8 protein-coding genes are annotated in these 13,118 nt (G+C 31.7%); 3 read left to right on the forward strand and 5 right to left on the reverse strand.

Translation table 11 applies throughout. The features are described 5' to 3' along the window. The first annotated feature begins 596 nt into the window (after positions 1–596). Positions 597–998 carry a hypothetical protein gene (locus tag ACM55K_RS13050; RefSeq protein ID WP_416850714.1) on the forward strand — a complete coding sequence of 134 codons (402 nt, stop codon included), beginning with the start codon at positions 597–599 and terminating at the stop codon, positions 996–998. Positions 999–1,265: 267 nt separating this feature from the next. On the opposite strand, the gene ppk1 is transcribed toward ACM55K_RS13050, so the two are convergent. The 5 genes from ppk1 to ACM55K_RS13075 form a co-directional block, all read right to left on the reverse strand. Further along, positions 1,266–3,287, reverse strand: a complete 2,022-nt coding sequence (gene ppk1 / locus ACM55K_RS13055; protein WP_416850715.1) for a polyphosphate kinase 1 — start codon at positions 3,285–3,287, stop codon at positions 1,266–1,268. Positions 3,288–3,399: 112 nt separating this feature from the next. Continuing rightward, a complete protein-coding gene (locus ACM55K_RS13060) occupies positions 3,400–7,068 on the reverse strand; it encodes a bifunctional metallophosphoesterase/BamA family protein (protein WP_416850716.1) in 3,669 nt (1,222 codons plus the stop codon). A gap of 12 nt (positions 7,069–7,080) precedes the next feature. Beyond that, positions 7,081–7,707 carry a Pycsar system effector family protein gene (locus ACM55K_RS13065; protein ID WP_416850717.1) on the reverse strand — a complete coding sequence of 209 codons (627 nt, stop codon included), beginning with the start codon at positions 7,705–7,707 and terminating at the stop codon, positions 7,081–7,083. A 4-nt stretch (positions 7,708–7,711) separates the two neighbouring features. Next, positions 7,712–8,323 carry an HD domain-containing protein gene (locus ACM55K_RS13070; RefSeq protein ID WP_416850718.1) on the reverse strand — a complete coding sequence of 204 codons (612 nt, stop codon included), beginning with the start codon at positions 8,321–8,323 and terminating at the stop codon, positions 7,712–7,714. Between the two features lie 44 nt (positions 8,324–8,367). Continuing rightward, positions 8,368–10,614 (reverse strand): GAF domain-containing protein, encoded by a 2,247-nt coding sequence (locus ACM55K_RS13075; protein ID WP_416850719.1) that lies wholly within the window; start codon positions 10,612–10,614, stop codon positions 8,368–8,370. Between the two features lie 679 nt (positions 10,615–11,293). Here ACM55K_RS13075 and ACM55K_RS13080 point away from each other — a divergent pair. Together ACM55K_RS13080 and ACM55K_RS13085 are read left to right on the forward strand one after the other, a co-directional pair. Beyond that, a complete protein-coding gene (locus ACM55K_RS13080; RefSeq protein WP_416850720.1) occupies positions 11,294–11,893 on the forward strand; it encodes a TetR/AcrR family transcriptional regulator in 600 nt (199 codons plus the stop codon). A 43-nt stretch (positions 11,894–11,936) separates the two neighbouring features. Beyond that, positions 11,937–13,109 carry an acetyl-CoA C-acyltransferase gene (locus ACM55K_RS13085; protein WP_416850721.1) on the forward strand — a complete coding sequence of 391 codons (1,173 nt, stop codon included), beginning with the start codon at positions 11,937–11,939 and terminating at the stop codon, positions 13,107–13,109. Positions 13,110–13,118 lie beyond the last annotated feature (9 nt).

Raw genomic sequence — 13,118 nt, forward strand, 5'->3', positions numbered from 1 at the left:
AATCGGGACAGGCTATTCCTATGTCTGTCCCCTTTTTTATTAAACAGCGGGCTGATACCCCCGCCGCCCCGCAATTGGACTTTCTGCGTCAGGACAATTGCGGGGCGTACTAAGCGGTCTCTCTCCTGTCGTTCTCTTTGTTCCGTTCGGCTGCTCTAGTTGGTCGTTCCTCCCTCCGTTTCATTGACACTATACAGCTCAAAGAAACAGCAGCTTAAAAATAAGCAACTGTTTTTTTACACTATTCCGTTCCTCATTTCCACACTTTCTCTACCCTGCGTTCGTCAGGGCTACTGCATCTACAATACCGCTTCATTCCGTTACACTTCGCAGGCTCCGTTTTACTGTATGAAGCCGTATCATATCTTCCGCCCTTTATTATTTTCAGGTTTATAGACTGGAAGCCGAAAAACTCGTAAAGTATTCAAAATAGTGAAGCACATAAAAAATAATTCAAAAAAAATAACAGCTTTAGTTCCCTTATTTTAAGTCTTATAAACACCTTAATAATGACAAAACCATTTTTTAGCAAAATCCAAAACGCAACCTTTTATCATTTAGAACATCTTTAGAGCAACAAAATCAATTTAATAATTATGAAAAATTACAGATTACAAGCTGCAATCGTTTTAATGTTAGTTGCAACAGCTTTCACATCATGCAGTCTTGATGACAACACACCAAACGTAGTTACAAAAAGTTCATTGGTGACAAAAGTAGAAGGTGCTACTACCGCTCATATTAATGTTGAAGTTCCGGTAACCGTTACTTTTTCGGTGGATAACAATTGTGGTTCTTACAACCAATTTGTTGAAACTACTGCTGCGAACACAAAAACAATTGAAGTGGAATCAAAGTATGAAGGGTCAAATTGTGGAACGACTCCGGCAAGTAAAACTGCTGTATACAAGTTTAAATCTACAGCTGTTGGAACTTACAACCTGAAGTTCAAGAAAACAGCTACTGAGTTTACAACACATACTATCATTATAAATTAATGTTTTTTTTTAGTTAGTTGGAAAAACACCAGTCAAATTGGCTGGTGTTTTGTTTTATTAACAACTTACAATTATTTGATTATTATCCTCTAAATAAGTAGGAAGCATAAACCTTTGGTAAAATCATTGAATATCAACCGCAACAAAATAAGTATTAGGAGTACCTGATGATCTAAAATTATAATCATATATCATATTATTTACATCTAGTAATACCGTCAATTGAATTATTTTAATCATTTTTTTTTTTAATATTTCATATTCTATTTATACTTTATTATTCTGTGCAATCCAATTATAAATTTCTGTTTGAGCGCGTCTTGGACTATTGGTATTTTTATTAATTGGATTATTGAATCCTATAGTATTTATAGTTCTTTTTTTTGTGTTATCCTCCAATTGTAATCGAATTATTGTATTGATTTCAGCTATATGATTTTCATCTTTTATTGGGAAAGCAACTTCAATTCTTCGGTTTAAGTTTCTACTTAATATATCGGCAGAGGATAAGTAGATTTTTTCTTTACCATCATTTGAAAATTTATAAATTCTGGCGTGTTCTAAAAATAGATCTACAATGCGATAGATTTTTAAATTTTCGGTAACATTTTTAATCCCTGGTAGTAAAGTACAAATTCCTCGAACCAAAAGCGTTACCTCTACACCTACTTGACTTGCTTCAATAAGTTTGTTAATGATCTCTTTTTCATCAACACCATTTACTTTTAGAAAAATAGCAGCTTCTTTCCCTGCTTTTTTGTTCGTTATTTCTTTGTCTATCAATTCGATTAATTGGTCCTTCATATTAAAACCGGCAACTAAAAGGTTTTTTATGGTTGCTGTTCTCTCTTTAGTTTTTAAAAACGCAAATACTTTTTTTAAATCGGTTGTATATTTTTTTTCTGAAGTAAAAAAGCCAAAATCAGAATAAATGCTGGCGGTACTTTCGTTAAAATTTCCCGTAGATAAGTAACTATAAAATTTGTTTTTGCCTGCTTCATTTTTCATCGTAACGAGAGCAACTTTGGCGTGAACTTTTAAATTAGGCATACTGTAAATAATTTTGATACCTGCTTTTTTCATTTCTTTGGACCAAAACAAATTATTGTCCTCATCAAATCTAGCTTTGACTTCTACAAAAACGGTTACTTTTTTTCCATTTTTTGCTGCACTTATCAAAGCATTAGCGATGAGTGATTGCGATGAGATACGGTATAAAGTAATTTTTATTTCAGTAACCTTTTTATGAATTGCCGCCTGATTGAAAAATTGCAAAACATAATGATAGGATTGGTATGGAAAATGAATTAATTGATTTTGGTTATCAATAATTTCAAAAATAGAGGTGTTATTTTCAAAAGGTAAATGCTTTAGTGCAGGATAATTTTGGCCTTGAAGTTTTGGTTTTAATGGATTTGGAAACTTGAATAAATCAAAAAGATTATGATGACTTCCGCCTTCAATCATTTCGTTATCGTGCAATCGAAATGCTTTTTTGCAAACCAAAACAGTTTCAGATTCCATATTAAAATCATACAAAAAACGTGTTGATGAACCCGATTTTCGTTCCTCAATTTTAGCTTCTATCTTCGCTATTAAATCTCCCGAAGTTTCATCAACAATTTTATAGTTTTCATCTCGATTTAATTTTATAGCATGGCAAGAAATGACTTGATCTAAAGGAAATATAAAGGATAGACATTTTTTGATAATGGTGTCAATAGAAATAATATAGTTAGTATCTTCTTGACTTTGTAATCGTTTGTACCGATCCAGTTTGTCCGAAGGAATATTTAGGTAAGCATAGCTAAAAATTCCTGTGGCATCTTTTAGTTTTACTAGTAAATATAATCCTCGATTATTCAAAAAATAGGATTTTGGATTGTTTTCCGAAATGTAAACTACCTGAATATAGGAAAGTATAATACTCTTGAAATAATATTCTATTTCGTTCACATGTTCTTTTATAATTTCTTGATTTTCATAATATATAATCTTATTGTCCGCTAATTCAGGTACAATATTATCTTTCCAAATTATTCCAAACTTATTTTGTTGGAGTTGTACTTCAGCTAAAATTTGATTTAATAAAACGGTGTTTTTTTCTGAATTTCTTACTAATAATTTATTGATTTTTACTCGAAAAAATTCATCTAAATTAGAAGAATGAATAGCTAAAAATTTAATCCGTTCATATAATGGATTAGTATTGTCATTGGCTTCATCTAAAATGCAACTGTTGAAAGAAAGCCAAGAAAGCTCGGAAGGAATTGTGATATTTTGCATCATATTTTATTATGTTAGCGATGAAATTAAAATCATAATTTTATTTTTTTACAGCTAATTAGTTAGACAAAAAAGAAGAATTTTAATACTGTTTTTTTCATATTTTGAATAGTATTTAAAATTGAAATCCTAGTGAAAAAGCAAGTCTTAAACCATCAATAGAATTGAATAATCCAAGATTTGCAGTTAATAATTCAGCTCCGTTAATAAAAAAACCACCCCCATAAGAGTTGTTCCATTTGTTAGAATGATCATTGTTAATCCAAATTCTTCCATAATCAAAACCTCCGTAAACACCTAATCTCAGAGGAATAATAAAGGTTTTCAAACTGTTGAATGTATATCTTATATCCGTGTTTTGAAATAAAGATTGTTGCCCTGTAAAACGTTGGTTTCTAAATCCTCTTAAACCATCATTCCCACCAATTGATGCTGCCTGATAAAACTCGTAGTTGTTATTGAAAATAATATGGCTTTTTATTTGGGTTGCCAAAACCAATTTTCCCGACGCAACTAGTTTGTGATTGAAACTAATTTCTGGAATCATGTAGACGAAATTCCTTTTATTATCTTCCAGACTTGCTGTAAATCCTACTTCTAAAGCCGTTTTCATTCCGATAGTTGGATAGGCTTTATTGTCATAGTTCTCGAATTGATATTTTGCATGTACTCCCATAAATTGGTTGCTCTCAAAAATAGTTGGCGGTAATTCGCTGTTATTTTCAACAAATCTACCTGGGGTTTCTTCGACTTCTATTGCTTTATAGGATAGTCCAAATGATAGAGTACCGCCACCATTTCCTTTCCAAACAAGCGATGGCGCAAAGCCAAATTCTCTTACTTTTACTCGGTTGTAGTCTAATCCAAAAATGGCATCATTGTTTTTAGTCTCATTTCCATATCCGAAAAAGTTTTGACTGAAGTTGGCGCTTTGAAAATTGGATTGCACTAACAGGTTTAATTTTCCAATTACGTTGGCAAATTCTCCTGTGTAATTTAGTTCATAGCCATTGGTTGCAAAAAAATATGCTGCTTTTAACTGGTGCCTTGCTGTAAAAGGGTTTCTTTCAAAACCATACAACGTATAAATAGTGTTTACTCCAATTTTTAAACCATCATCCGGATTGGCTCCAAGAATTGGAATAATTTGGCTGGTATTTGTTTTTAATTTTTTGTAATCAAAAGTATTTAGATCGTAATCATCCCTGAATTTTACGGTTGCATTATCGATGTTTTCAATAGTATTCTTCTTGGTTTTATAATCGTAGATGTATATATTTTTACCATTTTGAACCTTGTATTGGTCATTGTTTTGACCTCCTATGAGACGAATTTTTATTTTTTTACTGATCCCTGTAGCTTCAAAATTATCTTTGTCATCGAGCCCATAAATCCAAAGTTCTTTAGTCAATTTTGGGTCGTATATTTTGTGCATAAATAATTTATTGGTATTGCTTTTCTTTTTTCTAAATAATGATACTGCTACACTTCCGTTTTCGTTGCATTCAATTTTAATAAAATCGTCCTTGTTGGTAGCCGTTATAACAGCATATTTATTGATTAATTTGAAATAGCTGTCGGAAATTTGTTGTAAATTATTTTTTCTTGCGTTAAGCGTTTCTTTGATGGATGCAACAGTTTCATCATTTACTTCTTTTGGGATATTTTGAAACGCATTTTCGATTACTTCATTTGTCAAATTAGTTTGTATCAAACGTACCTGTTCATCCCAGACTGCCTTGTTTGCAGTTTTTATAAACGCCATATCAAGCGGATAAGGTTCTATGTTAAAACCCTTAACATCTTTCAGATCATCACTATATTTTCGTAATAATCTTGCAGGGGGTATTAATTTTACAGCAGCTCCTAGAATAAATCCATCAGACATTTTAGAAAAAGCCTGGTCTCTGTCTCGTGGCAATGGTTTGAAAACAGTTTTTCCGTTTTCTTTAAACTCCAACCATCGCCATTGGTCTTGGTGCCTGTCCCAATCATTGATCAGCATATCAAATAATCTGGCTTTAATATAAGCTGCTTCATCTACTGTTTTACTTTCGTCTGAATGTAATTCTTGTATAAGATCTTCAGTACTGATTATAGTACCTGTAAAATTTTGATTAGCAAGTTCAACATTACCCTCTGAAGCCTGTTCTTCAAAAAGATATAGTTCGTCTCCAAATTCATCATTAAAATCTCCTAATGCCTTTTGTTTAGGTATATAATAGAGTTTTGGATTGAGATGATAAACGCCTATGGCATCCGAAAGAGCAGGTATTACAAATGGAGCATAAGGAAAAGAACCCGTAAAGACATCCATTAAAAGGCTTTCGGAAGCAGTATTGTTAAACTTACCTTCAACATACTGATCTTTAAAAACGACGGATTGGATGTATTGGCTGGCATTTTTTTTCATTGCTCTTATAACATATTGCTTTCCGTCCTTGGTTTTTAATCGCAATGCTTTTGATTGATTTCCACCGCCTTTTCTAACCGGAGTTAATCCGCCATATAGGGTGTCCAGATTTACGGTCTTCACCGTTACTGGAGTACTGTACGTATCTCTATATCTTTTCCCCCATAAAAAATTATAATAATGGGATTTACTAGTTGCCTTTATATCATAAATAGTACTCTTTATTTCGGAAGGAAAATTATTCTTGAAATCAATATTTTGTCTTTTAGTATCTGGCAACAACACAGTTGACTGGTACACTACTTGGTTGTCATTACTATTTATAAAGCGAACAAATGAAGATCCATCATCAAAAACAGCGACAATTGCATAGCCGGTTATCCCATAAGAAAATTTGCCTCCTTTGGTGTTTCGGGTTTCTGATGTTTTTGAAGCCGATCCACTAATTATTTGGTGTAAATTGCCTTCAACAATATATTGTAAACTGTGTTCGTGGCCTGAAATAAAAATTACTTTATCGTTTTGTTGGGCTGCTGCAACAAGATTTTTCTTTAATTCGTTGTATTTTTCATTTTGCATATCGGCATTCGAGATGCCACTGGTTTCTCGAATTAAGTTTTTTAAACTACCTAAAACAGGTGTCGGTTTTAAATAACTTTTAAAGGAATATTGCCCACCGTGTTGGCCATTACTAAACATCGGATGATGCATGGCGACAAGAGTAGTCTTGCCTCTGGCTTTCTTAATTTCACTTCTAAATTCGTCTAAAAAATCACTTCTTGTTTTTATGTCACAACCCTCATTAATGGTTGGTTCATTACCCCAATTGGTTATGTACCATTGCGAGTCAACAATAATAAGTACAATATCATTACTAATATTTACTGTTTCTATTGCACACCCATTTTTAGGCAAAAAAGACTTGTTGCCTAACTGTTTTTCTACAAATTCCTGCTCTCTTTTTAGTCCTTCAACTCCATCACTATACCAATCGTGATCGCCAGGAATAAAAATAGTATTTCCTTTAAATGAACTCGCAACAGCTATTTGGCTTTGCAGTTTTTTTTCGGCATAAGATTGTTGAGTGTCACCCGCCTTTGGCATTCCGGCAGGATAAATATTGTCTCCTAAAAAAAGTAATGTACTATTTTTATCGGCCTTATTTAGGGAATTTGTCACTGAACTTGAATTGTTTGTACTGTCCATTAGTACTCCATTACCAGCATCACCAAGAAGAAAAAAAGTATGTACTACTTTCTTATTTGGATAGATTTCTTGTTTAAAGTCGGAACTATATTGTCCTTTGAAAGTAGCGCAAGATTGTAGTACAACTGCTACTATTAAAAGATATTGGAGGTTGCGTGTTTTCATAATAATTTCTTGTTATCTAAATTTAAAAGCGATTAGAAAAGCTATTACTGATATAATAATTCCAAACATAAAAATAGTATAAGTGATTCTTAATAATTTGTATTTCTTTTCTAAAACAAGACCAAGCTTATACAAATCTTTGATTATTGAGTTGTATAAATAGCCTTTGTCTTTCATTAATTCATTCATTGCCCAATTATAATCTTCGTAAGGCATTTTATAAAAATTGCCAAAAAACAAAAGATTCACCTTTTTATCCTCTACTTCATTTCTCGTAAAACTACCTTTTGTAACATTGGGTCTAGTTGCTAGAATAGCACATATTATTGACGTTACGCTAGATACAATTAAAATTAATGTTGGTATAATTAAATGGGCATTGGCCAAATTATCCAGTTTAGGAATAATAGTAGTAAGGGAAACTGAAATGATTATGGCATTCACAGATAATAAAATGTTAGCTTTATTATCTACCATTCCACTTAAATTGCTGTGGTTGTTAAGCGTAATTTTAAGCATTGTATCAACAGCTTTGTCTGGTTTTCCGGACTTCGAGTCTTTCTTTTCTTTCTTTTTTTTATCGTTCTCTGTTAGAAATGATTTTTCTAATTTTTCGTTTTTAGGGATATTATCTTCCATAATACTATATGTTTTGAAGTTTTTTTTCAATTAATTCCATGTTTTTTTCTTTTAAATTTTGCCATTCTTTTTGAGCAAATTTTGTATAATATTGATGTTTTTTAAGAAACTCAATATTAAGAATGAACCAATCGGTATTGCTATATTTTTTGTTTATCGAGTTTCCCCATTCCTTCCTTAATTGTTCTAATGAATCCAGATAATTTTCATTTGCTAAATGAGCATTATCGGCATCTTTTATTATTTTTTCTAATTGATTTTTAGGGATGTAATTAAATCGGGTTGCCAAAATTAAATCACTTATTTTTTGCCGAATGTTAGCTGAAATATTTCTATCCTGCAGAAATTCTAAAGCAATTTTAGCACTTCTTTTTTCGTGATTTTCGCATCCGCCTATATAACCAGCATCATGAAACCAAGCTACTATAAGAAGTATATCCGTTTTTTCTTGATCTATTTTTTCAGCAATACATATGGTTTCAATACCCATAACAACACTTTTTGTATGTTCTAAATTATGAAATGAATATTTTGAATCCAATCTTTCTTTAAAAAGTGTTGCAATAAATGCTGCAACTTCTATTAATAAACTATTGTCATTATGTTTTACTTTCACTCGTAGTGCTTTCAAACCCGAAACACCTTGTAAGTCTTCTACTTCTAATTTTCTATCTCCGCTTCTAATAAATCTTTGTGCTGCAGGTATTTGATGTATTTAATGTATTCTTTTTCTTCGGTTGAATTGGAATACACGATTGTTATTTTTTCTTTTTGAGTAATTCGTTCATCAGAATTTTTTACAAATGCTTTGTCAATTCTTTTTTTAACAACCTCGTAACGTGCATTATACGAACCATCAACATCAAACCGTTTTTCATCCATTCTGAAACGAATAGAAATAGGAGAACTGAACGCCAATATTAATGAAGTAACATCTAGCGTGTAGGGTAAAGTCGTTTTTAATTTATGGTGCTCTAATTCCATTTCGCAAAGTGTTTCCAATTGCCATAACCGCAGGTTGTGTAAATACATTGAATTATACACTTTGTTCGGTTCAATTGAAGCCCCGATATATAAATTGTGCTCCACACCATCCGTTTTAAAACGCTCATAGTAGTGAGGGAAAATTTCTTGAGCTTGAGCTTGTTTATTATCTAAAATGAAAGAAAGTCTTTTGTTAATACTCATTATGGTATCGTCAAAATCTCTTCGAGTCTGATAAAACATTCCCGTTTTTAGGTCTAGCTTATTGAAATAGTCATTTATTATATTTTCTGTTTTTTTATTGAATGCAGCATTTTTTAAAATGGAATGAATTTCGGTTTCTATGTAGTGGTGAATGATTTGTTCAAAATTATTTTTAAATGGTTGGTCTAACTCTAGTAAAAAGCTTTCTAATTCAAACTTTTTTTGCTGGATAATTTCAATTTTTTTGTCAAAATTCAAGATTTCAATTATTGCAATAATTTGATTGATTTGTTCTTTTAAATCATTTATAATAGCGCGATTTCTATTTTCCGATGATCCCTTAATGTCTATTTGTCCATATAAAGGATAGACATCTTTAAATACAATTTCTTTGAAAGTATAGTCTTTAATCGAAAGGTTTGAATGAAAATAATTTTTGGCTTCTTTTTTGAATTTCCAATACACGCTGGGATGAATTGCAGTGTATTCCTTTTGAATAATTGCTTCCAATTGATTTATCATGTCAATATTAGTCTTTTCAATAGTATCGGCTATATAAGGCAAAACCAACTCCAACTTATTAGCATTGAGCGAATTTAAAGCCCTAATTGTTGAAGAGGCCAACTCAATTAATCCCAAAAACTTATTGTCTTTAATAACGGGTGCCAACAAAAAACTTTGAATGTCTTGACTCAATAAATGTTCTCCAAATGTGTAATTTTCGTTAGTTTTAGCAAATTCTAAAACATCAGAAATAATAAACGGTTTATTATTTTCGACTAAACTCTCAAACGAGCATCCACAAAGTGCATTTTTACAATCCGCTTCTTTTGTATTTAACAGTATAAAACTTTGTAATTTTGCCTCATTAAAAGGTGGCGTTACAAATAATTCTTCTTCTTCGTCATAAAAAGTTAAACCTATTTTTAAATCAGGAATCTTAAATACCGATCTAAAAATTGATTCATAGCTATTGGCAAGTTTTGATTTTTCTACATCAGGCTTTAATAAGTTTGATTTCAGATTTGAAATGGCACTTTCAACAGTTACATCTACTAATGATAGTATCGCAAATCCTTTTAAAAACCAAGAATTTTGAGGAAATGCTTTTTTCCACAAATCTATATTGTCACAATTATCGATTAATTCTTCAATAGCAGTTTGGGTTAAAAATTTGGTATTTTCTGTCGGATATATTTCTAAAAAGTCAGCATTATATAGTATTCTATAATGTTTAAGAATACCATTTTTGTCTGGAATTTCATAGAATAATGGTTTTCCATAATCAAGATTTTGATTATAATACCCATTTAATATGAGCGTACAATTCATTATGTAAAACTGATGTTCATCCATATCTATACTGCTGATATCAAATGACATTCCTACATCTTCTAAAATTTTTTTAAATCGCTCCGAAAAATTAAATGTAAAATCGTGAAAAGGTAGCGTTACTGCTTTTATTTCATTAGAGGTTAATGCCGAAGGAAATAAATCAGCCAATAAATTCTTGATTAAATCTTGATTATTCTCAATTATATCAAGATTATCAATACCATCAATAAATTCGGGTTTGTATTTTATTTGATTTAATAAATCTTTGGCATAATTAGATCTATAGCCAATATCTGATAGTGCTATTTCTTCCAGTCCTCTAATTAATTTATGAAAAGAAATCAAGGCTTTAAAAGGACTTAAATATTTATAATTCTTAACCACACTAATTAGATTTTTTTTAGTTTCTGTTATCTGTGTTTTCTCCTTCGTCAATAGAAAAGCTGCAATATAAATCAGTTCGACTATTTGTCTGAATTGCCTGCTTCGGTAATGAGAGCAATACCATAAGAATGTCCGACAAGCAATACCGGTCCATCCTTAGGGTTAATAGTTCGCATAGTCGGGCAACATCTTCTTTAAATATTTAACCAATGATTATGCCTTTACCATAACTTACTTAAAATCAATGATTTAAACTTTTTAATTTGTTATGGATTAGCGAAATGTCGAAGGTTAGGCAATGATTCCAACGATATAAAGTAAATAGTAATTTTAAAGGATACCAATCCTGATTAAAGCGAGCTGCTACACTATTTTTTTATTGTTTGATTAACTTTGACTACTGTCATTTTGTTCTTATGATTTGATATTCAATCCTACTTTTTCTTGTTTTAATCTCGTTAGATAAAAAATGTCCCAAATATTTAAGCTTTAAGGAAAAAACCTAAAATTATTACAAATCAAAAATGAAAATCGTTGAGAATGGAAGATCCAATTGATCTCTGAAAGGATCGATTTAATTTTTCTGACCACTGTTGACCAAATCAGTAACACTAAAATATTTAACAAAGTTTAACACTTTTTATTATTATTATCATACCGATTGGTATAATTTTGTGTTATGAAAACTAAAGTCCTAAATAAATCAGAACGCACACGACAGTTTATCATCGAGAAAACTGCTCCTATTTTTAATACCAAAGGATATGCAGGGACATCCCTCAGTGATATTACGGCTGCAACCGGATTAACAAAAGGAAGCGTATATGGAAATTTTAAGAATAAAGACGAGGTAGCTGTTTCGGCTTTTAAGTTCAATTTAAATAAACTGCTGTTATTAATTGCAAATGAACAATCCCAAAAAAAAACATTCAAAGAAAAACTACTATGCTTCCCCGAATTGTATTTAAATTTTTTAGGTGAAAAATTTCCAGTTGGTGGATGCCCCATTATGAATACTGCTATTGAAGCTGATGACACCCATCCTCAGTTAAAAGAAATTGCTAAAAAAGCTATTTTATCGTGGAACGAAAATTTAATTTACCTGATCAATAAAGGAAAAGAACAAAATGAATTTAAAGCAACAACAATGGCAGATGAAAAAGCTTTAATGATCATAGCATTGATTGAGGGAACAGTAATGCTGACTAAACTTACCGGCAATACTAATCACCTAAAAACATTGATGGCCAATTTAAAATTACAAATAGAAGAATTCTAATTTTTTTTTAATTAAAAATATACCGATTGGTATAAAATATTTTATGAAAAATGTAAATATCATTTTAGCAAAAAGAACTCCCACAGGAAGCTTTCTTGGTAGTCTTTCTCATTTAAGTGCTACTGAATTAGGCAAAATAGCCATTCAAAATATTTTGGAAAACACTCCAATTAGACCAACAGAAATAGACGCTGTTTATATGGGCAATGTTCTATCTGCAAATCTTGGACAATCACCCGCGAGACAAGCTGCCCTATTCGCAGGAATTTCAAATGAAACCGATGCCACAACTGTAAACAAAGTCTGTGCTTCAGGAATGAAAGCCGTAATGTTAGGTGCCCAACAGATTCAGTTGGGAATTGATCAAATAGTTATTGCCGGTGGAATGGAAAGTATGAGTAATGTTCCTCATTATTCGCTACAGCGAAAAGGTAATAAATTAGGTCACGCCACACTAATAGATGGTCTTTTAAAGGATGGTTTGACTGATGTTTACAATGGTTTTCACATGGGGAATGCTGCAGAAATTTGCGTAAAAGAGTATAACATTTCCAGAGAAGAGCAAGATGCTTTTGCGCTTTCTTCGTATAAAAAAGCAATGAACGCAACACAATCCGGTAAATTTTTGAATGAAATAATACCTATAGAAATAAAGACTAAAAACGGGACCACTATTTTGAACGATGATGAGGATATTTATAAAATAATACCCGAAAAAATCGAAAAGCTAGCTCCTTCCTTTGATAAAAACGGAACTATTACCGCTGCCAATGCCAGTAATCTCAATGATGGTGCCAGTGCCCTTTTGTTAGTATCGGATGAAATAGTTGAGAAATACCAACTAAATCCTTTAGCACGAATAGTTGGGTATGCAGATGCTGCACAAGCACCAGATTGGTTCACCACTTCCCCATCGATAGCTATTCCAAAAGCTTTAGAACACGCTAAACTAACACTTGATGCAATTGACTATTTTGAGATTAATGAAGCCTATTCAGCCGTTATTCTTGCTAATCAGAAATTATTAGGATTAGACCCAAATAAGATTAACGTTTATGGTGGTGCCGTTGCTTTAGGACATCCTATAGGTTCATCTGGTTCACGAATAATAACTACACTTATATCTGTTTTGAAACAAGAGGTTGGAAAATATGGGGTGGCAGCTATTTGTAACGGGGGTGGCGGTGCTTCAGCGGTTGTAATCGAAAATATCTAAATAATTTTA

The organism is Flavobacterium arabinosi, assembly GCF_048158725.1.
Taxonomy (GTDB): Bacteria; Bacteroidota; Bacteroidia; order Flavobacteriales; family Flavobacteriaceae; genus Flavobacterium; species Flavobacterium arabinosi.